The organism is Streptomyces sp. NPDC088387, from assembly GCF_044753385.1.
Taxonomy (GTDB): domain Bacteria; phylum Actinomycetota; class Actinomycetes; order Streptomycetales; family Streptomycetaceae; genus Streptomyces.
Map to the genome: position 1 here is coordinate 24,000 of NZ_JBIVNC010000012.1, position 24,699 is coordinate 48,698.

General features: G+C 71.3%; 17 protein-coding genes. 14 read left to right on the top strand and 3 right to left on the bottom strand.

Annotated elements, in window-relative coordinates; genetic code table 11:
- The first annotated feature begins 8 nt into the window (after positions 1 to 8).
- The 7 genes from gatB to ACIQAC_RS28740 all read left to right on the top strand — a co-directional run bounded on the left by gatB (position 9) and on the right by ACIQAC_RS28740 (position 9,419).
- The gene (gatB, locus tag ACIQAC_RS28710) at positions 9 to 1,523 is read left to right on the top strand and encodes an Asp-tRNA(Asn)/Glu-tRNA(Gln) amidotransferase subunit GatB (RefSeq protein ID WP_402195765.1); all 1,515 of its coding nucleotides are present in this window, start codon (positions 9 to 11) and stop codon (positions 1,521 to 1,523) included.
- A 266-nt stretch (positions 1,524 to 1,789) separates the two neighbouring features.
- A complete protein-coding gene (locus ACIQAC_RS28715; RefSeq protein WP_402195768.1) occupies positions 1,790 to 4,033 on the top strand; it encodes an MMPL family transporter in 2,244 nt (747 codons plus the stop codon).
- On the top strand, positions 4,011 to 4,586 hold the full coding sequence (locus tag ACIQAC_RS28720; protein WP_402195770.1) for a GNAT family N-acetyltransferase: 576 nt from the start codon (positions 4,011 to 4,013) through the stop codon (positions 4,584 to 4,586). Before ACIQAC_RS28715 ends, ACIQAC_RS28720 begins: the two co-directional genes overlap by 23 nt.
- A 35-nt stretch (positions 4,587 to 4,621) precedes the next feature.
- Positions 4,622 to 5,278 carry a hypothetical protein gene (locus ACIQAC_RS28725; protein ID WP_402195773.1) on the top strand — a complete coding sequence of 219 codons (657 nt, stop codon included), beginning with the start codon at positions 4,622 to 4,624 and terminating at the stop codon, positions 5,276 to 5,278.
- Between the two features lie 242 nt (positions 5,279 to 5,520).
- Positions 5,521 to 5,718, top strand: coding sequence for a hypothetical protein (locus ACIQAC_RS28730; protein ID WP_402195774.1), 198 nt, complete (start codon positions 5,521 to 5,523; stop codon positions 5,716 to 5,718).
- Positions 5,719 to 6,026: 308 nt separating this feature from the next.
- Positions 6,027 to 9,167 (top strand): AAA family ATPase, encoded by a 3,141-nt coding sequence (locus ACIQAC_RS28735; protein ID WP_402195776.1) that lies wholly within the window; start codon positions 6,027 to 6,029, stop codon positions 9,165 to 9,167.
- Positions 9,168 to 9,221: 54 nt separating this feature from the next.
- Entirely contained in the window at positions 9,222 to 9,419 is a 198-nt protein-coding gene (locus ACIQAC_RS28740; RefSeq protein ID WP_402195778.1) for a DUF6191 domain-containing protein, read from the top strand.
- An 8-nt stretch (positions 9,420 to 9,427) separates the two neighbouring features.
- Here ACIQAC_RS28740 and ACIQAC_RS28745 read toward each other — a convergent pair whose 3' ends face one another.
- Both ACIQAC_RS28745 and ACIQAC_RS28750 read right to left on the bottom strand, forming a co-directional pair.
- A complete protein-coding gene (locus ACIQAC_RS28745; protein ID WP_402195780.1) occupies positions 9,428 to 10,609 on the bottom strand; it encodes a PQQ-dependent sugar dehydrogenase in 1,182 nt (393 codons plus the stop codon).
- Positions 10,610 to 11,109: 500 nt separating this feature from the next.
- Entirely contained in the window at positions 11,110 to 12,108 is a 999-nt protein-coding gene (locus tag ACIQAC_RS28750) for an aldo/keto reductase (RefSeq protein ID WP_402195781.1), read from the bottom strand.
- A 90-nt stretch (positions 12,109 to 12,198) separates the two neighbouring features.
- On the opposite strand from ACIQAC_RS28750, the gene ACIQAC_RS28755 reads away from it, so the two are divergent.
- From ACIQAC_RS28755 to serA, 6 genes are all read left to right on the top strand, one after another.
- A complete protein-coding gene (locus ACIQAC_RS28755) occupies positions 12,199 to 13,197 on the top strand; it encodes a 2-hydroxyacid dehydrogenase (RefSeq protein ID WP_402195782.1) in 999 nt (332 codons plus the stop codon).
- A 404-nt stretch (positions 13,198 to 13,601) separates the two neighbouring features.
- On the top strand, positions 13,602 to 16,640 hold the full coding sequence (locus ACIQAC_RS28760) for a putative bifunctional diguanylate cyclase/phosphodiesterase (protein WP_402195784.1): 3,039 nt from the start codon (positions 13,602 to 13,604) through the stop codon (positions 16,638 to 16,640).
- 237 nt (positions 16,641 to 16,877) lie between these two features.
- Positions 16,878 to 18,734: an acetolactate synthase large subunit gene (locus ACIQAC_RS28765; RefSeq protein WP_402195786.1), complete on the top strand. Its 1,857-nt coding sequence runs from the start codon at positions 16,878 to 16,880 to the stop codon at positions 18,732 to 18,734.
- A 32-nt stretch (positions 18,735 to 18,766) separates the two neighbouring features.
- Positions 18,767 to 19,291 carry an acetolactate synthase small subunit gene (ilvN, locus tag ACIQAC_RS28770; RefSeq protein ID WP_402195788.1) on the top strand — a complete coding sequence of 175 codons (525 nt, stop codon included), beginning with the start codon at positions 18,767 to 18,769 and terminating at the stop codon, positions 19,289 to 19,291.
- Positions 19,292 to 19,409: 118 nt separating this feature from the next.
- Complete coding sequence (gene ilvC / locus ACIQAC_RS28775; protein ID WP_402195790.1) at positions 19,410 to 20,408, top strand: ketol-acid reductoisomerase; 999 nt, start codon at positions 19,410 to 19,412, stop codon at positions 20,406 to 20,408.
- 276 nt (positions 20,409 to 20,684) lie between these two features.
- Positions 20,685 to 22,274, top strand: coding sequence for a phosphoglycerate dehydrogenase (serA, locus tag ACIQAC_RS28780; RefSeq protein ID WP_402195792.1), 1,590 nt, complete (start codon positions 20,685 to 20,687; stop codon positions 22,272 to 22,274).
- Between the two features lie 161 nt (positions 22,275 to 22,435).
- Here the strand turns inward: serA and ACIQAC_RS28785 are convergent, their stop codons facing one another.
- Positions 22,436 to 23,980, bottom strand: a complete 1,545-nt coding sequence (locus tag ACIQAC_RS28785) for an MFS transporter (RefSeq protein WP_402195794.1) — start codon at positions 23,978 to 23,980, stop codon at positions 22,436 to 22,438.
- Positions 23,981 to 24,064: 84 nt separating this feature from the next.
- Between ACIQAC_RS28785 and ACIQAC_RS28790 the strand changes: the two genes are divergently transcribed.
- Positions 24,065 to 24,682 (top strand): TetR/AcrR family transcriptional regulator, encoded by a 618-nt coding sequence (locus tag ACIQAC_RS28790; RefSeq protein WP_402195795.1) that lies wholly within the window; start codon positions 24,065 to 24,067, stop codon positions 24,680 to 24,682.
- Positions 24,683 to 24,699: the final 17 nt, after the last annotated feature.

The window sequence follows — 24,699 nt, forward strand, 5'->3', positions numbered from 1 at the left end:
GTTTCACCGTGACCACCACGACCGACCTGGTGTCGTACGAGGACGCGCTGGCGACCTACGACCCCGTCATGGGCCTTGAGGTCCATGTCGAACTCGGCACCAGGACCAAGATGTTCTGCGGCTGTTCGACCGAGCTGGGTGCCGAGCCCAACTCCCAGACCTGCCCGACCTGCCTCGGCCTGCCCGGCGCGCTCCCCGTCGTCAACGCGACCGGCGTGGAGTCCGCGATCAAGATCGGCCTCGCGCTGAACTGCGAGATCGCCGAGTGGTGCCGCTTCGCCCGGAAGAACTACTTCTATCCGGACATGCCGAAGAACTTCCAGACCTCCCAGTACGACGAGCCGATCGCGTTCAACGGCTACCTCGACGTACAGCTGGAGGACGGCGAGACCTTCCGTGTGGAGATCGAGCGCGCCCACATGGAGGAGGACACCGGCAAGTCGCTGCACGTCGGCGGCGCGACGGGCCGTATCCACGGCGCCTCGCACTCGCTGCTCGACTACAACCGGGCCGGCATCCCCCTCATCGAGATCGTCACCAAGCCGATCGAGGGTGCGGGGGAGCGCGCTCCCGAGGTCGCCAAGGCCTACGTCGCCGAGCTGCGCGAGCTCATCAAGGCGCTCGGTGTCTCCGAGGCCCGTATGGAGCAGGGTCAGATGCGCTGCGACGTGAACCTGTCGCTGCGCCCGCACGGCCGCGAGAAGTTCGGCACGCGCAGTGAGACGAAGAACGTCAACTCGCTGCGCTCCGTGGAGCGTGCGGCCCGCTTCGAGATCCAGCGCCACGCCGCGGTGCTGAACTCGGGCGGCACGATCATCCAGGAGACCCGGCACTTCCACGAGGACACGGGGTCCACGACCTCGGGCCGCGTGAAGGAGGAGGCCGAGGACTACCGGTACTTCCCCGAGCCGGACCTGGTGCCGGTGGCCCCCTCGCGCGCGTGGGTCGAGGAGATCCGCACCGGGCTGCCCGAGCTGCCGCTGGCCCGCCGCAACCGGCTGCTCGCCGAGTGGGGCATCTCGGCGTTCGACATGCAGTCGATCATCAACGCCGGGGCGCTGGACCCGATCGTCGCCACGATCGACGCCGGTGCCGACGCCGCGTCCGCCCGCAAGTGGTGGATGGGCGAACTGGCGCGCAGCGCCAACGAGTCGGGCACCTCGCTCGACGAGCTGGCCATCACGCCGGAGCAGGTCGCCCGGGTCACCGCGCTGGTCACCTCCGGCGATCTGAACGACAAGCTGGCCCGTCAGGTCATCGAAGGTGTGCTCGCGGGCGAGGGCACACCGGACGAGGTCGTCGACAAGCGTGGTCTGAAGGTCGTCTCCGACGAGGGTGCGCTCGGCACCGCCGTCGACGAGGCCATCGCCGGCAACCCGGGCGTCGCGGACAAGATCCGCGCCGGCAAGGTGGCCGCGGCCGGCGCCCTGGTCGGCGCCGTCATGAAGGCGACCCGCGGTCAGGCCGACGCGGCCCGCGTCAAGGAACTGATCCTGGAGAAGCTGGGCGTCGGCGAGGGCTGACCCCGGCAGCACCAGGAGGAGGGGGATGTGCCGAGACCGGCGCATCCCCCTCCTGCGTGTTCAGTCGCTCGGCGGACGTCACGTTGGGCGGAACTGTCCAGTGACCTGGGTCCCTTTCCTGTGAACAAACCCACGAATGCGGCAAACGATCATTTTGTGCTGCAAGAGTGTCCTGCGATTGCTCATACGTTCTTTGCGGGCCGTTCACGTCCTGGACGACTGTTCCCGGTCAAAGATCCACACATCGCAACCCTGGGAGCAGGTACGTGGCAGCCCTTGCACGCTGGTGTGTCCGCCACCGCCTCGTGGTCGTCCTGCTGTGGCTCGCCGCCCTCGGCGGTGTGACCGCTGCCGCCGCCGTCACCGGCTCCGCGTACTCCAACGACTACGAGGTCCCCGGCACCGAGTCCGGCCGTGCCACCGGGCTTCTGGAGCGCGGCTTCCCCGGGTTCGGCGGCGGCGACGCCACCGTCGTATGGCACACGGGCGCCTCCGCCGCCCCGGACGCCGGTGTGCGTGCCGCCGACGTCGAGCAGACCATGACCCGCACCCTCGACGAGATCGCCGGACTCCCGTCGGTGGCCGCCGTGAACGGGCCCTACAGCGACCAGGGCACGGGCAGGATCAGCGAGGACGGCCGGACCGCCTACGCCACCGTCACCTTCGGCGGACGGGCCGACGAGGTCGGCGACGCGCGCGTGCAGGCCGTGGTGGACACCGCGCGGGCCGCGGCGGGCGACGGGCTCCAGGTGGCGGTGGGCGGCACCGCGGTCGGCTCCACCGAGTCCTCCGGCGGGCATCTCGCCGAGTTCGTGGGTGTGGCCGTCGCAGCGGCCGTGCTGTTCCTCGCCTTCGGCTCGCTCGCCGCGTCACTGCTGCCCATCGCCACCGCCCTGGTGAGCGTCGGCACCGCCTACTCCGGCATCGTGCTGCTCGGACACACCATGACCGTCGCCGACTTCGCGCCCATGCTCGGCATGCTGGTCGGGCTCGGCGTCGGCATCGACTACGCGCTGTTCATCGTGACCCGCCACCGGCGCGGCCTGAAACGCGGGCTGAGTGTCACGGAGGCGGCCACCCAGGCCGTGGCGACGACCGGACGCGCGGTCGTGTTCGCGGGCGCGACCGTTTGCATCGCCCTGCTCGGGATGCTGATCCTGCGGCTCGGTTTCCTCAACGGCGTCGCCGTGGCTGCCTCGCTGACCGTGCTGCTCACCGTCGCCGCCGGGGTGACCCTGCTGCCCGCGCTGCTGTCCCTGATCGGTATGCGCGCGCTCAGCCGCCGCGAGCGGCGCCGGCTCGCCGAACACGGCCCGCAGCCCGAGCTGCCCACCGGGTTCGCGGCCCGCTGGTCGGCGTTCGTCGAACGGCACCCCAGGAAGCTCGGCGCCGTCGCCCTCGTGGTGATCACCCTGCTGGCGCTGCCCACCCTCGCCCTCCGGCTCGGCACCTCCGACCAGGGCAACAACCCCGGGACGACAACCACACGACAGGCCTACGACCTGCTCGCGCAGGGCTTCGGCCCCGGTATCAACGGCCCGCTCACCGTGGTCGCCGAGGTACACGGCGCCGGCGACAAACTCGCCCTGGACAACCTCGACCGCGCCCTGCGCGCCACCGAGGGCGTCGCCTCCGCCTCGTCGGTGACCTTCAGCGCCGGCGGCGACACCGCGTATCTGACCGTCGTACCCGAGTCGGCCCCGCAGTCCGGACGGACCAGCGACCTCGTCGACCGGCTGCGCGACGAGGTGCTGCCCCGCGCGCAGCTGGGCAACTCGCTCGACCTGCACGTCGGCGGAGTCACCGCCGGCTACGACGACTTCGCGGATGTGATCGTCGGGAAACTGCCACTGTTCGTCGGTGTCGTCATCGGCCTCGGCTCGCTGCTGCTCCTGCTCGCGTTCCGCTCGGTCGGCATCCCGCTCAAGGCCGCCGTGATGAACGTGGCCGCCGTCGCCGCCGCGTTCGGCGTGGTCGTCGCCGTCTTCCAGTGGGGCTGGGGCAGCGAACTGCTGGGCCTGGGACGTGCGGGCCCCATCGAACCCTTCCTGCCGGTCATCATGGTCTCGGTCCTCTTCGGACTCTCCATGGACTACCAGGTGTTCCTCGTCAGCCGGATGTACGAGGAGTGGCTGGAGACCGGCGACAACCGCCGCGCGGTCCGGGTCGGACTCGCCGAGACCAGCCGCGTGATCAACTCGGCCGCGGTCATCATGATCTCCGTCTTCCTCGCCTTTGTGCTCAGCGGCGACCGGGTGATCGCCATGTTCGGCATCGCGCTCGCCGCCGCCGTGGCCCTGGACGCGTTTGTGCTGCGCACCCTCCTGGTGCCCGCCCTGATGCACCTCCTCGGCGACGCCAACTGGTGGCTGCCGCGCGCCCTCGACCGCCGGCTGCCGCGGATCAGCATCGAGCCGCCCGAGTGCCGGGCCGTTCATGAGAGGCTCGCCGGTGTCGAAGAGGAGTTCGAGAGGGAGCGCGAGCGGGATGTACGCGATATCGCTGGGTGACGACGGGGCACAGCTGCGCCCCCTGGAGCCGTGGCACGCCGAGGAGTTCCTCGCCCATCTGGACCGCGGGCGGGACCACATCAACGAGCACATTCCGTTCGGTTCGAAGGCGACCGGCGTCGACTCCGCGCGGGAGGTCCTCCAGCGGTACGCCGACATGCGCGCCGCCGACTCCGGCTCCCTGCACGGAGTGTGGCTCGACGGAAAGCTCGTCGGCGGTGTCCTCTTCCGGATCTTCGACACCTCGACCGGAGTCTGCGAGATCGGCTGCTGGCTGGAGCCCGCCGGCACCGGACGGGGACTCGTCACGCGCGCGTGCCGGGTGCTCATCGACTGGGCCGTCCTGGAGCGCGGGATGCACCGCGTGGAGTGGCACGCGGCGTCCGGCAACACGGCCAGCATCAAGGTGGCCGCCCGCCTCGGCCTCACCCGCGAGGGAGTGCTCCGCGAGTCCTTTCCCTGGCGGGGCATTCGTCAGGACTACGAGATTTGGGCCGTTCTGGCACCGGAATGGCGTGCCGCACGCGCGCGGGACACCAACAGCGATCTTTAAGAAACTTCTCAGACTCGGTCCGTACGGTGCGCGGCATGGGTACCAAGACTGACGACGAGGCGGAGACCGGCACCGCGGCCACCACGGCCGCTCGGCCCGAGAGCAACGAGGTGACGGACACCGACGCCGTCACCGAGAGCGAGGGCGTCGAGAAGGAGAACGCCGACAACGGCGACAACGGCGACAGCGCCGACAACGCTGACAACGCCGACAACGAGGAGCCGGACTCCGCGGCGGTCGCCGACGGCGACGACCTCGAACCCGAGGCCGCCGAGGTCCGGGCGGAGGGCCCCTCCGGTGTCGGACAGGGTGCAGCCGCGGTCGTCTCCGCGGTCCTCGGCCTGGTCGCGCTGACCGGCAGCTGGGTCGGCACCGTCGCCTCCGCGCGCGAGAACATCACCGGCCAGCTGGAGATGCAGGCCTCCACGAACGCCACCGTCGAGGCACAGCTCGAAGCGGTCTACGGCAACGCCTGGCAGGCCACCGCGCTGTGGGGCGGCATCTTCGCCCTGGTCGCGGCGCTGGTCGGCGCCGCGGTCCTCGTCCGGCCGGCGTTCGGCGCCCCGGGCCGGCCGCAGGCCGTCTGGATCAAGTCGGTCTCCTGGGCCGGCGTGGCCCTCGGTGTCATCGGCCTGATCCTGGCCGTCCTCAAGTACACCGACGTACTGCTCGGCATTCCGTCGACCAGCTGATCCACCACGGTTCACCAGGGGTCTTAGCCCGCACACCAGGGGCCTCAGGGCGTACGTAAGGCATTCACGTACACCCTGAGGCCCCTTACGCGTGTCTAAGGCCCCGGCCACCGGCGAAGATGCGGAACTCTCCCGATGTGGCCGCACCCCCTGGGAGACGAAAGTGGAGGCATCGCGGAGAACGGACCGCGAGACGGCCCCTCACCACGAGGGAAGCGCCACCACTTCACAGGGGGTACGAGATGTTCGAGTACGAGATCCAGCAGCTGCGCTCCGACGAGCTGATCCGCCGCGCCGAGCACTCCCGGCTGGCCCGCGAGGCCGTCCGGCAGGGCCGCGCCGCGCGCCGCGAGGCCGAGGAACGCGCCGCAGGAAACCGAGCGGCGGGTGAGTCGCATAGCAGCCGCCCGCGCCGCCTGCGCTTCCCACGCGCCGCGTGAGCTCCGCACCGGGCGAGGCCGGCGCCGGGGGAACAGCCCCCGGCGCCGGCCCCACCGCGCCGGCCGGTGCCCCGGTGTGGGGCGCGGGGGTGTCCGCACCGGGGGCACCGGCCGACGGGGACGGCGGGGGGCGCGGGGACAGTGGGGCCGACGAGGGGCGCGGGGACGGCGGGGGCCGCCAGGGAGGGGCCGGGGTTACGGCGCTTCGCGCGGTCGGCACCCCGGACCTTGCCCGCCGTACGGACCTTGCCCGCCGTACGGCCGGCCCGCTCCACAAAACCGCTGCCCCACTGTCAGACCGCCGTGCGATGCTCGGGACCGTGGAGAACAGGTCCGTCAGTCCCGTGTTCGTCGGTCGCGCCGACGAACTGAGCACACTCGAAGACGCCCTGGTCCGTGCCGCGGGCCGGGGCGCGGACCGGCCCGGCGAGCCGCAGGTGCTGCTCGTCGGCGGCGAGGCGGGCGTCGGCAAGACCCGGCTCGTCGAGGAGTTCGCGACCGCGGCCTGCCGCCGGGGCGCCGTCGTCGCCCTCGGCGGCTGTGTCGAGATCGGCGCCGACGGGCTGCCCTTCGCCCCGTTCTCCGCGGCCCTGCGCGCGCTGCGCCGGGAACTGCCGGCGGAGCTGGCCGCCGCCGCGGCCGGCCAGGAGGAGGAACTGGCCCGGCTGCTCCCCGAGTTGGGCGACACCGGCGCCGGACGCCACGACGAGGAGGGCATGGCCCGCCTCTTCGAACTCACCGCACGTGTGCTGGAGCGCGTCGCCGCCGACCGCACGGTCGTCGTCGCCCTGGAGGACCTCCACTGGGCCGACGCCTCCACCCGCCACCTCCTCGCCTACCTCTGCCGCACCCTGCGCACCGGCCGCCTCGTCGTCCTCGCCACCTACCGCTCCGACGACATCCACCGCCGCCACCCGCTGCGCCCCCTGCTCGCCGAACTCGACCGGCTGCGCACCGTCCGCCGGATCGAACTGGGCCGCTTCACCCGCGAGGAGGTCGGCTGCCAGATAGCCGGCATCCTCGCCACCGAACCCGACCCCGCCCAGGTCGACGCCATCTTCGAACGCTCCGACGGCAACGCCTTCTTCGTCGAGGAACTAGCCGTCGCCGCCGTCGAGCGCTGCTGCACCGGCCTCACCGACTCCCTGCGCGACCTGCTGCTGGTCCGCGTCGAGGCGCTGCCCGAGAGCGCCCAGCGGGTCGCCCGGATCGTCGCCGAGGGCGGCTCCACCGTCGAGTACCGGCTGCTCGCGGCCGTCGCCCGGCTCGCCGAGGACGACCTCATCGAGGCCCTGCGCGCCGCCGTCGGCGCCAACATCCTGCTCGCCACCCCCGAGGCCGACGGCTACCGCTTCCGGCACTCCCTCGTCCGCGAGGCCATCAGCGACGACCTGCTGCCCGGCGAGCGCTCCCGCCTCAACCGCCGTTACGCCGAGTGCCTGGACGCCGACCCCACCCTCGTCCCCGCGGGCGAACGCGTGATGCGCCTGGCCAACTACTGGTACCACGCGCACGACCCCGCCAAGGCCCTCCCCGCCGTCCTGGACGCCTCCGTCGCCGCCCGCCGCCGCCACGCCTACTCGGAGCAGCTACGGCTCCTGGAGCGCGCGATGGAGCTGTGGGACGCCGCTCCCGAGGACGTCAGGGCCGCACTCGGCCCCGACGAGTACGCCGACGTCTACCGCACCCCCGACGGCACCGAGCCCGCCACCGCCTCCCTGCGCTATCTCGACCTGATGGCCGCGGCCACCGTCGCCGGCCGCTTCTGCGGAGAACACGAACGCGCCCTGAAGATCACCAAGCGGGCGCTGCGGCTCGTGGAGGACGAGGACGACCCACTGCTCGCCGCCTGGTTCTGGGTCCAGCGCTCCCGGCTGATGCAGGCCAAGGCCCGCGGCGACGGCTGGCAGGAACTGGCCACCGCCCAGGACCTCGTACGCGGCCTGCCGCCCTCCGAGGTGCACGCCGAGGTCGTCAACAACGTCGCCGCCTGGTCGATGATGCACACCCCCGGCGCCGACGCCCTCGCCTCCGCCGAACGTGCCGTGGACTACGCGCGGATGGTCGAGGCCCGCGAGACCGAGCTCAACGCCCGGATCACCCGCGGCATCCTCCTCGTCGACGCGGGCGACTTCGCCGGCGGGCTCGCGGAGATGCGCGAGGTCGGCGAACTGGCCCTCGCCGAGGGCTTTGCCCATGTCGCCGGACGCGTCTACGTCAATCTGCCGTCCGGACTCGAAACCGTCGGCCGCTCCGCCGAAGCCGTCGAGATCCTGCGCACGGGCGTCGAGTTCGCCAAGGAGTACCGGCTGCTGGACACCCTGGCCTGGATCTTCGCCAACCTCTCCGACTCGGAGTACTCCCTCGGCCGCTGGGACGAGTCCGCGAAGGCCGCGTCCGACGCGCTGCGCCGCGGCATCGGCGCCAAACCCCTGGGCTCGGCCGCCCTGTGTCTGGCCCATCTCGCCCTGGCCCGCGGCGACTCCGCCGAAGCACGCCGCCAACTGACCGCCGCCCACGGGTACTTCGGCACCCACGATCCCATGCCCCAGCAGTGGCTCCCGCTGGCCTACATCGGCGCCGGGGTGGCGTCCGCGGAAGGCCGCATCACCGACGTCCGCGCCGAACTCGACCGCGCCCTCGACGCCGGCATCCCGCCCGGCGCCCAGCAGTACGGCTGGCGGCTGCTGCTCGCCGCCGCCACCGCCGAGGCCGACCACCGTGCCCTGCCCGCCGCACAGCCCGGCCGCACGGCCGCGCTGGAACGCATCCTCACCACCGTCAAGCGCCTCACCACCGGCGCACCCATCTGGCTCGCCCACGAGAAGTGGGTCCGCGCCGAACTCCAGCGCGCCGAGGGCAGCGCCACCCCCGACATCTGGTCCGACGTCGTCACCGCCTTCGAATGCCTGGAGCGCCCCTACGAACTCGCCCGCGTCCGCCTCCGCCTGGCCGAGTCCCTCCTGACCACGGCCACGAGCACCGACGGCACCGACGGCACCACCGTCACCCCGGGCACGGGTACGGCCCCGGGCACGGGTACGGCCGTCGCCGAGGACACCCGCGCCCGCGCCACGGAGCTGCTGCGGCTCGCGCACACCGTCGCCGACCACCTCGGCGCCCGCCCGCTGGCCGAGGCCACCGCCCTGCTCGCGCAGCGCGCCCGCCTCACGCTCAAACAGGACGCCCGGCGCGAGCCCGTCCCCGCGGACCCGGTCGAGGCGCTGGGCCTCACCAGCCGGGAGCGTGACGTCCTGCGTCTGGTCTCCGCCGGCCGCACCAACCGGCAGATCGCCGAGGAGCTCTTCATCTCCCCGAAGACCGCGAGCGTCCACGTCTCCAACATCCTGGGCAAGCTGGGCGTCTCCGGCCGGGGCGAGGCCGCCGCGGTGGCCCACCGGCTCGGTCTGTTCCCCGCGCCGGAGGAAGAACCGCTCGCCGCGGGATGACGCCACGGCCTTCCGGCGTTATGGGTCATACGTGCCGTCCGACCAGGGAGAGCCATGTTCAACGCCTTCGAGGAACTGTTCTCCCCGGGCCGCAAGCACACCACCGACGAGCAGAACCGTCTGGAGCTGACCCGCGAGGACGTCGGCGACGCCGACCCCGGCCGTGGCCCGATAGACCTGGAATCGGGCAAGGTCGTGGTGAGGGCGCCCGAGGAGGACGACGAGAAGCCGCCGGCCGCCCCGGACGCGTAGGAGCTTCTCTAGCTGACCTCCAGCTCCAGGATCCGGTCGTCCTCGTCGCCCGGGGATCCGCGGCCGTCGGTCTCGCTGGTCACCAGCCACAGCTTGTTGCCGCCCGCCGACACGACCGTGCGCAGCCGGCCGTAGTCACCCTCCAGGAAGGCCTGCGGGTGCGCCGACGCCTCCGTGCCGTCCAGCGGGACGCGCCACAGCCGCTCGCCGCCGAGGCCCGCCATCCATATCGAGCCCTCGGCGAACGCGATACCGCTCGGGGAGGCCTCGTCGGTGGTCCACTCCGTCACCGGGTTGTGGAACTGGGAGTCGTCCGACTCGCCCTCGGCCTCCGGCCAGCCGTAGTTGTCACCCGGCTTGATCGCGTTCAGCTCGTCCCAGGTGTCCTGGCCGAACTCCGACGCGAAGAGCCGCTGCCGGGTGTCCCAGGCCAGGCCCTGCACATTGCGGTGCCCGTACGAGTACACCGCCGAGTCCGGGAACGGGTTGCCCGGGGCGGGCTCGCCCTCCGGGGTCATCCGCAGGATCTTGCCGCCGAGGGAGTCGCGGTCCTGGGACAGGCCCGTGTCGCCGCTCTCGCCCGTGCCCGCGTACAGCATCTTGTCGGGGCCGAACGCGATCCGGCCGCCGTTGTGGATGAAGCCCTTGGGGATGCCGCGGAATATCGTGTCCGGGGCGCCGAGCTGGTCGCCGGCCGGCCTGTCCGTGTCGTAGAGCATCCGGACGATGCGGTTGTCGCCCTCGGACGTGAAGTAGGCGTAGACCATGTGGTCCGAGGCGTAGTCCGGGGAGAGGGCCAGGCCCATCAGGCCGCCCTCACCCGCCGGCGACACCCCGGGTACCTCGCCGACCTCGGTCTTCTTGCCGGTCTTGGTGTCGACCCGGGTGATCGTCGCCTCGTCGCGCGAGGAGACGAGGAGACTGCCGTCGGGGAGGGGGGCGAGGCCCCAGGGGCTGTCGAGACCCTCGGTGACGGTCCGCACGACGTTCACGGTGCCCTTGGCCGGCGGGGGTGTGTCGGTGGTCTGTGCGGGGGCCGACGCGGACGGGGACCCTCCGGGGGAGGCGTTCCCGGACGAACGGGACGGGGTGGCCTCCCCTCCTCCGTCGTCGTCGGAGGAGCAGCCGGCCGTCAGTAGCAGGGCGGTCGCGGCCAGCACGGTCGTCACAGCATGACGTTGCACGATCATGGTCCCTTCGACGCGGGTTCATCCAGCCCGGTTCCTACTTGTCATACACCGCCCAAGCCCCACAGGTTCCCACCGCCCCGTTCGCGCAGTTCCCCGCGCCCCTGGGGGTGGTACGGATTGTTTTCGGCCGCGGCCGGGTGGTGGGTTGTTCGCGCAGTTCCCCGCGCCCCTGGGGGCGGTGCGGAGTGTATTCGGCCGCGGCCGAGTGGGGGCTGGTCGCGCAGTTCCCCGCGCCCCTTACGTCGGTGCTCAGACCGCCGACTCGACAACGCAGCCCCCCAAGGGGCGCGAGGAACTGCGCGCCCAGCCCACCACGACCGGAGGCCGACGACGGCGCGGTCCCCCGAGGGGCGCGGGGAACTGCGCGAGCAACCCACCACGACCGGAGGCCGACGACGGCGCGGTCCCCCGAGGGGCGCGGGGAACTGCGCGAGCAACCCACCACGACCCGAGGCCGACCGCGGCGCGGTACCCCCCTGGGCGTGGTTGGGTGTGGCCCGCTACTCCCAAGAGCCCTGGGCCGTTGGCAAGGCTTGGATGTCCGTCAGGTCCTGGGGCGTCAAGTGGAGCTTCGTCGCGGAGGCGTTCTCAGTGATCCAGCGGACGCGCTTCGCACCCGGCACCGGCACCACATGCCGCCCCTGCGCCAGGGTCCAGGCGAGAGCCACCTGGGCCGCCGTGACATCCCGGCCGTGGCGGCCGGCCACCCGCCGCAACCCCACCACGATCGCCTGATTCGCGGCCATCATCTCCGCCGTGAACCGCGGATGCCGCGCCCGCATGTCATCCGGCTCGAACCCCTCGCCCGGCGTCAGCGTGCCCGTCAGGAAGCCGTTCCCGAGCGGCATCGCGGCCAGAAACCCGATCCCCCGCGACTCGCACCACGGCAGCAACGCGTCCAGCGCCTCCGGCGACCACACCGACAGCTCCGCCTCGACCGCGCTCACCGGGAAGACCTGCTGCACCCGCAGCAGCTGCCTTATCGTCGCGTCGTAGAGACGTGTCCCGGACCGGCGGCCTCCGCGCGCCCCCACCGCGCAGAATCCCAATGCCCGTACCTTCCCGGCCCGCACGAGATCCGCCATCGCGCCCCACGTCTCCTCGACGGGCACCTCGGGGTCGGGCCGGTGCAGCTGGTAGAGGTCGATGACGTCCGTCTGGAGCCGCCGCAGCGAGGCGTCGCACGCGCGCCGCACGTACCCCGGCCGCCCGTTGGCCACGATGTGCTGCTCACCCACCAGCAGCCCCACCTTCGTCGACACGAAGGCCTCGGCACGGCGCTCCTTGAGCACCCGCCCCAGCAGCAGCTCATTGGTGAACGGGCCGTACATGTCCGCCGTGTCCAGCAGGTCGGAGCCCAGATCGAGCGCCCGGTGCACGGCCCTCAGCGACTCGTCGCCCCGCTGCCGGGACGAGCTGTAGGCCCAGCTCATCGGCATGCACCCGAGTCCGACGGCCCCCACCGCGAGCGCCGCCGCGCCGATCGTCCTGCGCTCCACCTGGCCGTAACCCTCTCTCTCGGCACCCCAACCTAACCTCTGCGCCGGCGTACGCCCGACCTGGGTCCGGCAGGAACTAGCCTCCTGACCATGACCAATGACGTGTGGCTGCCCCTCCGGCCGGAGGAGATCGAAGGACTTCCCGACGGACCCGACTACCACTTCTGGGACGGCGCCCCGGAGTTCCCGGCGGATCCGGCCGACTGCGTGCTGTACGTGGTGCCGTACATGAGGCCCAGCGAAACGTGCCTGCGCCCGCTTCCGCGGATGCGTTCCGTGCGGGTCGTGCAGACGCTGTCCGCCGGCATCGACAACGTGACGCCGGGCCTGAAACACCTGCGTCCCGGCGTGCAGTTGTGCAACGCGCGCGGTGTGCACGAGGCGAGCACCGCGGAGCTCGCGTTGGCACTGATCCTGGCCTCGCTGCGCGGCATCCCCGACTTCGTGCGCGCGCAGGACCGCGGCGAGTGGCGCGGCGGATTCCGGCCCGCGCTGGCCGACAAGAGCGTGCTGATCGTCGGCTACGGCTCGATCGGCGCCGCCATCGAGGACCGGCTCACACCGTTCGAGCTCGCGCGGGTGGCGCGCGTCGCGCGCTCCGGGCGCACCACGGAGCGCGGTCCCGTGCATCCACTCACCGAACTGCCCGCCCTGCTCCCGGAGGCGGACGTGGTGATCCTGTCCACCCCGCTCACCGACAGCACCCGCGGCCTGGTCGACGAGGCCTTCCTGGCCCGCATGAAGGACGGCGCGCTGCTGGTCAACGTGGCCCGCGGCGGGGTCGTCGACACCAAGGCGCTGCTCGCCGAACTGGAGGCCGGCCGGATCACCGCGGCCCTCGACGTCACCGACCCCGAACCCCTGCCGCGCGAACACCCGTTGTGGAGTGCGCCCGGCGTACTCGTCAGCCCCCATGTCGGCGGACCCACCTCCGCGTTCCTGCCGCGCGCCGAGCGGCTCCTGGTCGCCCAGTTGAAGCGCTTCGTGAACCGGGAGCCCCTCGCCAACGTGATCCTTACGACGGACAGTGCGACGGCGGCGCAGACGGACCCGGCCAGCGGCCCGCAAAGCCCCACAACAGCCACGTAAATCCACACAACAGGCACTAAAATTCCGGTTCGGGCACCCTCCGCAACCCCCCGGAAGCGGTCCGTGCCCGCATCGCCGCTGGTCGTCACGGAGCGTAGAGAAGCTATGTCCCTGAGTGACGAGACTGGTGTATCGTCCGGACAGGGGCTGCGCCGTGCACCGTTCGGCGCCGGGGATGGACATTTCAGACTGCGAGGGGGGCGACGGGCGATGCACGGCCTATGGACCAACGATCCGACGCGGCGGGGCCGCCGACGACGGCCCTGGCGCACGGCCGCGCGCAGGCGCGGCCGACACACTGTTCACCACGGCCACCAGTGCAGTCACCGCAGGCACGGCGGCCGCAAGAGGCCCGCGCACCGGGACCCGCGGGACCCGGCCGCGGCACGGACCTGGAGGGTCCGGTGAACTCGCCGTCGCCCTCCACGGCCGCCCTCGACCGGGGGCTGCGGGCCCGCCCCGCGGTCCGGCCGAGGCCTCTGCGATCCGGCCCGTCGACCTCCGGCAGCGGCTGGGGGACCTTCCACCAACTCGCCCTGGTCCTGGTGTGCGCGGGCTACGCCGTCGGTTCCGCGATCGGCTGGGGCGACGAGCGAGTCGCCCTGATCATGGGCGACTTCGGGCTCAGCGCCGCGGCCGGCGCCGCGGCCGTCTCCTGCTTCCTGTACGCGCGCACGCGCCGCGTCCGCTTCCGGGCCGCGTGGCTGCTGTTCGCCCTGTCATCGGCGATGGCCGCCATGGGCAACCTGGTCTGGGGGTGGTACGAGGTGGTCCTCGACCGCCCCGTGCCCAGCCCCAGCTACGCCGACGTGTTCTTCCTGTGCTTCGCGCCGCCCGCCATCGTGGGGCTGCTCGTCCTCGCCAAGCGGCCGGTGACGAGGGCCGGTTGGGTCTGCCTGGCGCTCGACGCCTGGCTGATCGGCGGCTCCCTGCTCACGCTGTCGTGGAGCCTCGCGCTCGCGCAGACCGCCAGCGCGGGCGGTGCGAGCGTGGCGCACACCGCGCTGTCGCTGGCCTACCCGCTGCTGGACATCGCGCTGGTCAGCATGGTGCTCGCGCTGCACTTCCGGCGCACCGGGGCCAATCGCTCCGCGGTCAACACCGCGATCGGCGCCCTGGCGCTGACCGTGATGTGCGACGCCCTGTTCACCTCACCGCTGCTGCACAACAACTACCGCTCGGGCCAGTTGCTCGACGCGGGCTGGTTCGCCGGCTCGCTGCTGCTGGCCTACGCCCCCTGGGCCACGCTCCGGCACGGCCGGCGTGTGGAAGAGATCCGCGCGCGGGTGGTCCACGAACACGTGCCGGGGCAGCGCAGCGTCCCGCACCCGCCGCCCGCGCACACCCAGCACGGCGAGCACACGCGGTATCCGGTCACCCGCCCGATCACCGGCTCCCTGGCGGCCCTCACGCCGTATCTGGCCGCAGCCGTGTGCACGCTGGGGATCCTGTACACCGTCCTCAACGGCCGCAGCGTCGACCGGGTCGTGCTGCTCACCGGCGGCACGGTGGTGCTCGCCCTCGTGGTGCGCCAGGGGATCATGCTGCTCGACAACATCACCCTCACCCAGGAACTGGCGCAGAAGGAGAACCACTTCCGCTCCCTGGTGCAGGGCTCCAGCGACGTCATCATGATCGCCGCACCCACCGGCGTCCTGCGCTACGTCTCCCCGGCCGCCGCCGGGGTCTACGGCCGCCGCGCGGAGGACATGGTCGGCACCGAACTGGCCGAACTCATCCACCCGGAGGACCTGGGCTGTGTGGTGCACGAAGTGCGCCGCTTCCTCACCGCCAACCCGCTCGAAGAACCCACCACCCGCATCGAGTGCCGCTTCCGCTCCGGCGACGGCGGCTCCTCCCACGCGGACGACCCCGGAAGCGGAGGCGGCTGGCTCAACGTCGAGTCCACCGTCAACCGGCACCACGGCGGCCTGCTCTTCAACAGCCGCGACGTCACCGAACGGGTCCGCCTCCAGGCGCAGTTGCAGCACAACGCCGAACACGACCCGCTGACCGACCTGCCCAACCGCGCCCTGTTCACCCAGCGCGTCCAGCAGGCCCTGTCCGGCCGCCGCAGCTCCGACCGGGGCGTCGCCCTGCGCAACACGGCGGTGCTCTTCATCGACCTCGACGGCTTCAAGGCCGTCAACGACACGATCGGCCACCAGGCAGGCGACGAGCTGCTCGTCCAGGCCGCCCGCAGACTCCAGGACGCCGTCCGGCAGGGCGACACCGCCTCCCGGCTGGGCGGCGACGAGTTCGCGGCCCTGATCGTCGGCGACACCACCCGCGACCGCAGCGCCCGCGAGCGTCACATACTGGAGCTCGCCGACCGGCTCAGAGTCACCCTCTCGCAGCCGTACGACATCGACGGCAACGATGTCCGGGTCGCCGCGTCCATCGGTGTCGCGTTCGCCGAATCGGGCCTGGGCGCGGGCGAGTTGCTGCGCAACGCCGATCTCGCGATGTACCGCGCGAAGTCGGCCGGCAAGGGCCGCGTCGAGCTGTACAAGCCGCAGATGCAGCAGGACGTCGTACGCAAGGCGGAGCTGGCGACGCGGCTGCGGGCCGCACTGCACGACGGCGAGTTCACCCTGCTGCACCAGCCCGTGGTGTGCCTGGCGGACGGCCGGATCACCGCGGTCGCGGCGCAGGCGCGCTGGCGGTCCTCGCAAGGGGTGCTGTTCACACCGGCCGAGTTCCTGCGGGTGGCCGAGGACAGCGACCGGACGGCCGAGCTGGGCCGCTGGATGCTCCAGGAGGCGGTCGAGCAGGCCGCCGAGCGCACCGGCACCGGGCTCGCCGTGCCCGTGACCGTACGGCTGGGCGCGCGCCGCCTGCTGGACCGCTCGCTGCCGCTCGGTTCCGTCGAGGCGCTGCTGACCCGGCACGGGCTGCCGTCCGGGGCGCTGGTGATCGAGCTGTGCGACACCGATCCGAGGGTCCCGCTGGACGAGCTGGAGCGCCGGCTGGCCGCCCTGCGGCGGCTCGGCGTCCGGATCGCCCTTGACGGCTTCGGCACCGGCTACGCGGCCGTCACGGCGCTCAGACGGCTCCCGCTCGACATGGTGAAACTCGACCGCGGTCTGGTCGAGGGTGTGGTCGAGTCCGCGCGGCTGCACAAGATCACCAGTGGTCTGCTGCGGATCGCGGGCGATCTCGGTCTCCAGTCCGTGGCGGACGGGGTGGATCTGCCGGAGCAGGTGGTCGCCCTGCGCGCGATGGGCTGCACCCATGGACAGGGGATGGCCTTCTCCGGGCCGCTCGACGAGTACCGGCTGCGCAGGGCGCTGAAGTCCGGCCACTGCACGGTGCCGCACGGACCGGCCGAGCCCGCCTTCGCGGGCGGCGGTTCCGGCGTGTACAGCACCGGTGTGACCACCGTTTTCAGTGGCTCTCCGGCCCTCCGCTCACATAATGAGACTCCCGTCCCACCCACTTGACAGTGGGTGTGCGCCGGGGGGAGGGTCTGTGCCATGCGCACCCGAATTCTCGTACTTGGACAGCGCGTCGGCTGAGCTGGGACCCACCGGAGGACGATCCGGAAATCCCAGCGACCACACCGGCGCGCTCCCCTCGCTTGCCTTTTGGCACGAGGGGTTTTTTGTTGCACAGGCACCTGCCGCACCGCAGTCGTACTTCGTACAAACCTCGCAAAAACCCTCAGCATCGAGAAGAGAATGCCGATGACCGAGCAGGCCACCGGGGCCCATCACCCGCAGCCGCGGCCCCGATCCGGAGGACAGCCGTCCGCCCCCGAGCACGTCACGGGTGCGCAGTCCCTCATCCGCTCGCTTGAGGAGGTCGGGGCCGACACCGTATTCGGCATTCCCGGCGGTGCGATCCTTCCCGCGTACGACCCGCTGATGGACTCCACGCGGGTCCGCCACGTCCTGGTCCGGCACGAGCAGGGCGCCGGACACGCCGCCACCGGCTACGCGCAGGCCACCGGCCGGGTCGGCGTCTGCATGGCGACCTCGGGACCCGGCGCCACCAACCTGGTCACGCCGATCGCCGACGCCCACATGGACTCCGTGCCGATGGTCGCGATCACCGGCCAGGTCGCCTCCAAGGCGATCGGCACGGACGCCTTCCAGGAGGCGGACATCGTCGGCATCACCATGCCGATCACCAAGCACAACTTCCTCGTCACCAAGGCCGAGGACATCCCGCGGGTGATCGCGCAGGCGTTCCACATCGCCGCCACCGGCCGCCCCGGCCCGGTGCTCGTCGACATCGCCAAGGACGCCCTCCAGGCACGTACCACCTTCTCCTGGCCGCCGGTCATGGACCTGCCCGGCTACCGGCCGGTGACCAAGCCGCACGCCAAGCAGATCCGCGAGGCCGCCAAGCTGATCACCGCCGCCAGGCGGCCCGTGCTCTACGTCGGCGGCGGCGTCATCAAGGCAGGCGCCACCGCCGAGCTGAAGGTCCTCGCCGAACTCACCGGAGCGCCCGTCACCACCACCCTGATGGCGCTCGGCGCATTCCCCGACAGCCACCCGCTGCACGTCGGAATGCCGGGCATGCACGGTGCGGTCACCGCCGTCACCGCGCTTCAGAAGGCCGACCTGATCGTCGCCCTCGGCGCCCGCTTCGACGACCGCGTCACCGGCAAGCTGGACAGCTTCGCCCCGTACGCCAAGATCGTGCACGCCGACATCGACCCGGCCGAGATCGGCAAGAACCGCGCCGCCGACGTGCCGATCGTCGGTGACGCCCGCGAGGTCATCGCCGATCTGATCCAGGCGGTGCAGAAGGAGCACGCCGAGGGCCACCGGGGCGACTACACCGCCTGGTGGAAGGACCTCAGCCGCTGGCGCGACGGCTACCCGCTCGGCTACGACCAGCCCGAGGACGGCTCCCTGTCCCCGCAGCAGGTCATCGAGCGGATCGGCCAACTCGCCCCGGAGGGCACGATCTTCGCGGCGGGCGTCGGCCAGCACCAGATGTGGGCCGCGCACTTCATCCAGTACGAGAAGCCCGCGACCTGGCTGAACTCGGGCGGCGCCGGAACCATGGGCTACGCGGTCCCCGCCGCGATGGGCGCCAAGGCCGGAGTCCCCGACCGGGCGGTCTGGGCGATCGACGGCGACGGCTGCTTCCAGATGACCAACCAGGAACTGACCACCTGCGCCCTGAACAACATCCCGATCAAGGTCGCCATCATCAACAACGGCGCCCTCGGGATGGTCCGCCAGTGGCAGACCCTCTTCTACAACCAGCGCTACTCCAACACCGTGCTGCACAGCGGCCCGGGCGCGGACGGCAAGCAGCCGAGCGCGGGCACCCGCGTCCCCGACTTCGTGAAGCTGTCGGAGGCCATGGGCTGTTACGCGATCCGCTGCGAGTCCCCCGACGACCTCGACAAGGTCATCGAGGAGGCCAACTCGATCAACGACCGCCCGGTCGTCGTCGACTTCATCGTCCACGAGGACGCCATGGTGTGGCCGATGGTCGCCGCCGGCACTTCCAACGACGAGATCCTGGCCGCCCGGGACGTCCGCCCCGACTTCGGCGACAACGAAGACGACTGAGAAGACCACTGAGCCGAGAGAGACCACGACCCATGTCCAAGCACACGCTCTCCGTCCTGGTGGAGAACACGCCGGGCATCCTGGCCCGGATCGCCGCCCTGTTCTCGCGGCGCGGCTTCAACATCGACTCGCTCGCCGTCGGTGTCACCGAGCACCCCGACATCTCGCGCATCACCATCGTGGTGGGCGTCGAGGACCTGCCCCTGGAGCAGGTCACCAAGCAGCTCAACAAGCTCGTCAACGTGCTGAAGATCGTCGAACTGGAACCCGGTTCGGCCGTTCAGCGCGAACTCGTTCTGGTGAAGGTGCGCGCCGACAACGAGACGCGCTCCCAGATCGTGGAGATCGTCCAGCTGTTCCGCGCCAAGACCGTCGACGTCTCCCCGGAGGCCGTCACCATCGAGGCCACCGGCAGCACCGAGAAGCTCTCCGCCATGCTGAAGATGCTGGAGCCGTACGGCATCAAGGAACTCGTCCAGTCCGGCACGATCGCGATCGGCCGCGGCGCCCGTTCGATCACGGACCGCTCGCTGCGCGCCCTGGACCGGTCCGCGTAACGATGGAGACGGGCGGCCGGCCGCGACGGCCGCCCGCATTCCGAGACCCCCGAACTTCCTCTTACCCCGCCGTCATACGGTGGGACGCAACACCTGCACCCCAAGGAGAGAACCCAAAGTGGCCGAGCTGTTCTACGACGCCGACGCCGACCTGTCCATCATCCAGGGCCGCAAGGTCGCGGTCATCGGTTACGGCAGCCAGGGCCACGCCCACGCCCTGTCGCTGCGCGACTCGGGTGTCGACGTGCGCGTGGGCCTGCACGAGGGCTCCAAGTCCAAGGCGAAGGCCGAGGAGCAGGGCCTGCGCGTGGTGAGCCCGTCCGAGGCCGCCGCCGAGGCCGACGTCATCATGATCCTCGTCCCGGACCCGATCCAGGCCCAGGTCTACGAGGAGCACATCGCCCCGAACCTGAACGACGGCGACGCGCTGTTCTTCGGTCACGGCCTGAACATCCGCTTCGGCTTCATCAAGCCCCCGGCCGGCGTCGACGTCTGCATGGTCGCCCCCAAGGGCCCGGGCCACCTCGTGCGCCGCCAGTACGAGGAGGGCCGCGGCGTTCCGTGTATCGCCGCCGTCGAGCAGGACGCGACCGGCAACGGCTTCCCGCTGGCGCTGTCGTACGCGAAGGGCATCGGCGGCACCCGCGCCGGCGTTATCAAGACGACCTTCACCGAGGAGACCGAGACCGACCTCTTCGGTGAGCAGGCCGTGCTCTGCGGTGGTACGGCCGCGCTGGTCAAGGCCGGTTTCGAGACGCTGACCGAGGCCGGCTACCAGCCGGAGATCGCGTACTTCGAGTGCCTGCACGAGCTGAAGCTGATCGTCGACCTCATGTACGAGGGCGGCCTGGAGAAGATGCGCTGGTCGATCTCCGAGACCGCCGAGTGGGGCGACTACGTCACCGGCCCGCGGATCATCACCGACGCCACCAAGGCCGAGATGAAGCAGATCCTCGCCGAGATCCAGGACGGCTCCTTCGCCAAGAACTGGATGGACGAGTACCACGGCGGTCTGAAGAAGTACAACGAGTACAAGCAGAAGGACGCCGAGAGCCTGCTGGAGACCACGGGCAAGGAGCTGCGCAAGCTCATGTCCTGGGTGAACGAAGACGCGTGACCGCGTACCCCGTGGCGGCGCCCCCGACGTGGGGCGCCGCCACGGGGCCGTGCCGGGACCCCGTACAGCAAGGCGCTTCACGTCCGGGTGATCCTTCCGCAGAGGCGCAGGACGACTGTCGGCGCGCCACTACACTGCCGTACTACATACGCGTCAGGCCCACAGCGTCGTGCGTCTTCCACGCGGCCCAGCGACACCGAGGATTCAGCGGTGCGCTCCCCTCCACCGCCAGCGGCCGTCGGGACGGCCGTCCGCACTGGACATGTGAGGACTCACGTGAGCTCGAACCCCGTCGTACTCATTGCTGAAGAGCTGTCGCCCGCCACCGTCGACGCGTTGGGGCCGGACTTCGAGATCCGGCACTGCAACGGAGGGGACCGAGCCGAACTGCTCCCCGCCATCGCCGATGTCGACGCGATCCTGATCCGCTCCGCCACCAAGATCGACGCGGAGGCCATCGCCGCCGCGAAGAAGCTGAAGGTCGTCGCACGAGCCGGCGTCGGCCTGGACAACGTCGACGTCGCCGCCGCCACCAAGGCCGGCGTGATGGTCGTCAACGCGCCCACCTCGAACATCGTGACCGCGGCCGAACTGGCCTGCGGTCTGCTGCTCGCCACCGCCCGCAACATCCCGCAGGCCAACGCCGCGCTCAAGGTCGGCGAGTGGAAGCGGAGCAAGTACACCGGCGTCGAGCTGGCCGAGAAGACCCTCGGCGTTGTGGGTCTGGGCCGGATCGGCGCCCTTGTCGCACAGCGGATGTCCGCGTTCGGCATGAAGGTCGTCGCCTACGACCCCTATGTGCAGCCCGCGCGGGCCGCGCAGATGGGCGTCAAGGTGCTCTCCCTCGACGAGCTGCTCGAGGTCTCCGACTTCATCACCGTGCACCTGCCGAAGACCCCCGAGACCCTCGGGCTCATCGGCGACGAGGCGCTGCGCAAGGTCAAGCCGAGCGTACGGATCGTCAACGCGGCGCGCGGTGGCATCGTCGACGAGGAGGCGCTGTACTCCGCCCTCAAGGAGGGCCGGGTCGCCGGTGCCGGGCTCGACGTGTACGCGAAGGAGCCCTGTACGGACTCGCCGCTGTTCGAGTTCGACCAGGTCGTCTCCACCCCGCACCTCGGTGCCTCCACCGACGAGGCGCAGGAGAAGGCCGGTATCGCCGTCGCGCGTTCCGTGCGGCTCGCCCTCGCCGGTGAGCTGGTCCCGGACGCGGTGAACGTGCAGGGCGGTGTCATCGCCGAGGACGTCAAGCCGGGGCTGCCGCTCGCGGAGCGGCTCGGCCGGATCTTCACGGCGCTCGCCGGCGAGGTCGCGGTCCGCCTCGACGTCGAGGTGTACGGCGAGATCACCCAGCACGATGTGAAGGTGCTCGAACTCTCCGCGCTCAAGGGGGTGTTCGAGGACGTCGTCGACGAGACGGTGTCGTACGTCAACGCTCCGCTGTTCGCGCAGGAGCGGGGTGTCGAGGTACGGCTGACGACCAGCTCGGAGTCGCCGGACCACCGCAACGTCGTCACCGTGCGGGGCACGCTCGGCAGCGGCGAGGAGGTCTCGGTCTCCGGCACGCTGGCCGGGCCCAAGCACCTTCAGAAGATCGTCGCGGTCGGCGAGTACGACGTGGATCTCGCGCTCGCCGATCACATGGTCGTGCTGCGGTACGAGGACCGTCCCGGTGTTGTCGGCACCGTGGGGCGGATCCTCGGGGAGGCCGGGATCAACATCGCCGGGATGCAGGTCGCCCGTGCGGCGGCGGGGGGCGAGGCGTTGGCCGTGCTGACCGTCGACGACACGGTGGCCTCCGGCGTGCTGGCCGAGGTCGCCGCGGAGATCGGGGCGACGTCGGCCCGGTCCGTCGACCTGGTCTGAGGTCGGCGGCACTTGTGGGGGCTCCGCCCCCACACCCCCGTTCGCCCTGAATGGGCTCGTCCTCAAACGCCGGACGGGCTGGAATCGGCCGGCCTTGTCCGTAAGCGTCCGCAAGTATCCGTAAGCGCCGGGTCGGCTGGGAGTCCAGCCGACCCGGCGCTTTATGCTGCCGTCTTCTCCGCCTCCGTCACCTCCCGCACCCGCACTCCCCGTAGGGCCGTCAGGGCCACGGCCGCTGCCGCCAGGAGCAGGATCGCCGCTGCCAGGGCCGCTGCCCGCATGCCGTCCGTGAAGGCGTCGCGGGCTGCCGCGGCCAGCGTTTCGCCCGTTTCGCCGGGGAGGCGGGCGGCGCTGGCGAGGGCGCCGCCCAGGGTTTCCCGGGCCTCGGCGGGGGCCGTGGCCGGGATCGTGTTGTGGTAGACGGCCGTGCCGATCGAACCGAGGACGGCCATGCCGAGCGCGCCGCCGAACTCCGTGCCGGTCTCCATCAGGGAGGAGGCGGAGCCGGCGCGTTCCACCGGGACCGTGCCCATGGCGAGGTCCACCATCTGGGACATCACCATCGCGATGCCGGACGCCAGGACACCGCACGCGGCGAGGACCAGCCAGAGCGAGTCGGAGTCGGCGAGGACCAGCAGGCCGAAGCCGGCGGCGCCGGTGACGAAGCCGGTGCAGACGACGTAGGCGCGGTTGACGCCCTTCTGGACGAGCTGGTTGGCCGTCGGGGCGGCGACGGCGATGGGCACGGAGGGGAGCAGGGCCCACAGGGCCGCCTCCAGGGCGCTCTTGTCCAGCACGGACTGGAGGTACTGCGTGGTGAAGTACGCCGAGCCCATCATGCCGAAGGTCGCGACCAGGTTGAGGGAGAGGGCCGGGGTGAAGCCGCGGCCCTTGAAGAGGGCGGGGGAGATCATCGGCGAGGCGATGGTGCGCTGGCGGTGCACGAACACGGCCGCGAAGAGCAGGCCCACGGTGATCGACACGACGTACCGGACGTTCCAGCCGTCCGCCGCGATCTCCTTGAGGCCGTAGATCACGGGGAGGACGGCGGCCAGGGAGAGCGGGACGCTCGGCCAGTCGAAGCGGCCGGGGGCCGGGTCGCGGGACTCGGGGAGCAGCAGCGGGCCGAGGACCAGCAGCAGGACCATCGCCGGCAGGTTGACGAGGAAGACCGAGCCCCACCAGAAGTACTCGACGAGGATGCCGCTCATCACCGAGCCGAGGGCGACGCCGGCCGTCATCACGGTGGACCACAGGGCGATCGCCTTCGCCCGCTGCGCGGCGTCCGTGAACATCGTGCGGACCAGTGCCAGCGTCGACGGCATCAGGGTCGCGCCGCCGATGCCGAGCACCGCGCGGGCCGCGATCAGCATCTCGGCGTTCTGGGCGTAGGCCGCTGCGAGGGACGCGGCGCCGAAGGCGACGGCTCCGGTCAGCAGGAGCCTGCGGCGGCCGACCCGGTCGCCGAGCGAACCCATCGTCATCAGCAGGCCGGCCAGCACAAACGCGTAGATGTCGAATATCCACAGCTGCTGGGTGCCGCTCGGCTCCAGGTCGGCGCTGATCGCCGGGATAGCGAAGTAGAGCACCGAGACATCCATCGAGACCAGCAGCAGCGGGAGCATCAGCACGCTCAGCGCGGTCCATTCGCGGCGCCCGGCGCGGCCGGCGCCCGGGTCGGTCGTGTGCGTCGGATTCGTCGTCATGGCAGTGACTGTACGAGCGTCCTATACGCTTGTCTAGTACGAGTGTTTAAGACGGTCGTATATCGGCCGCGCTACGATGGCGCGATGGGACACCGTGAGGATCTGCTCGACGGCGCCATGCGCTGCCTGCTGGAGAAGGGATTCGCGCGCACCACCGCGCGCGACATCGTCAAGGAGTCGGGGACCAATCTGGCGTCCATCGGCTACCACTACGGCTCCAAGGACGCGCTGCTCGCCCAGGCCTATGTGGCCCTGGTGGAGCGGCTCGGCGACGACTTCGAGGCGGAGGGCGGGGAGTTCGACGGGGCGCCCGGCTCGCTGGAGCGGTTCGGCGAGGTCTGGACGAACATCATCGGCACCATGCGGGCACCCGGTTCGGTGTGGCGGCTCAGCATGGAGATCCTGACCATGGGCGACCGTATGCCGGAGGTCCGCGACCATCTGGCCCGCGCCCAGCGCGAGGCCGCCCGCGGACTGATCGCCATGCTCATGGGCGGCCGCGAGGAGGACATCCCGGACGACGAACTGGCCACGCTGGGCAAGTTCTACACCACCCTCATGACCGGGCTCATCGCCCAGTGGACCTTCGACCCGAAGACGGCGCCCACCGCCGAGGAGCTGACCGAGGGGCTGCGGCGGGTGCTCGCGGGTGCGGGAGGGGCCGGGATCCGGACGCCCCGGCCACCGGTCACGCCCGCCTGACCCCGGCGACCATTGCG

Excerpts from the sequence above, each read along its gene's own strand:
- ACIQAC_RS28720 (WP_402195770.1), top strand. The coding sequence starts at position 4,011 with ATGTACGCGATATCGCTGGGTGACGACGGGGCACAGCTGCGCCCCCTG.
- ACIQAC_RS28725 (WP_402195773.1), top strand. The coding sequence starts at position 4,622 with ATGGGTACCAAGACTGACGACGAGGCGGAGACCGGCACCGCGGCCACC.
- ACIQAC_RS28730 (WP_402195774.1), top strand. The coding sequence starts at position 5,521 with ATGTTCGAGTACGAGATCCAGCAGCTGCGCTCCGACGAGCTGATCCGC.
- ACIQAC_RS28735 (WP_402195776.1), top strand. The coding sequence starts at position 6,027 with ATGCTCGGGACCGTGGAGAACAGGTCCGTCAGTCCCGTGTTCGTCGGT.
- ACIQAC_RS28740 (WP_402195778.1), top strand. The coding sequence starts at position 9,222 with ATGTTCAACGCCTTCGAGGAACTGTTCTCCCCGGGCCGCAAGCACACC.
- ACIQAC_RS28745 (WP_402195780.1), bottom strand. The coding sequence starts at position 10,609 with ATGATCGTGCAACGTCATGCTGTGACGACCGTGCTGGCCGCGACCGCC.
- ACIQAC_RS28755 (WP_402195782.1), top strand. The coding sequence starts at position 12,199 with ATGACCAATGACGTGTGGCTGCCCCTCCGGCCGGAGGAGATCGAAGGA.
- ACIQAC_RS28765 (WP_402195786.1), top strand. The coding sequence starts at position 16,878 with ATGCCGATGACCGAGCAGGCCACCGGGGCCCATCACCCGCAGCCGCGG.
- ilvN (WP_402195788.1), top strand. The coding sequence starts at position 18,767 with ATGTCCAAGCACACGCTCTCCGTCCTGGTGGAGAACACGCCGGGCATC.
- ACIQAC_RS28785 (WP_402195794.1), bottom strand. The coding sequence starts at position 23,980 with ATGACGACGAATCCGACGCACACGACCGACCCGGGCGCCGGCCGCGCC.
- ACIQAC_RS28790 (WP_402195795.1), top strand. The coding sequence starts at position 24,065 with ATGGGACACCGTGAGGATCTGCTCGACGGCGCCATGCGCTGCCTGCTG.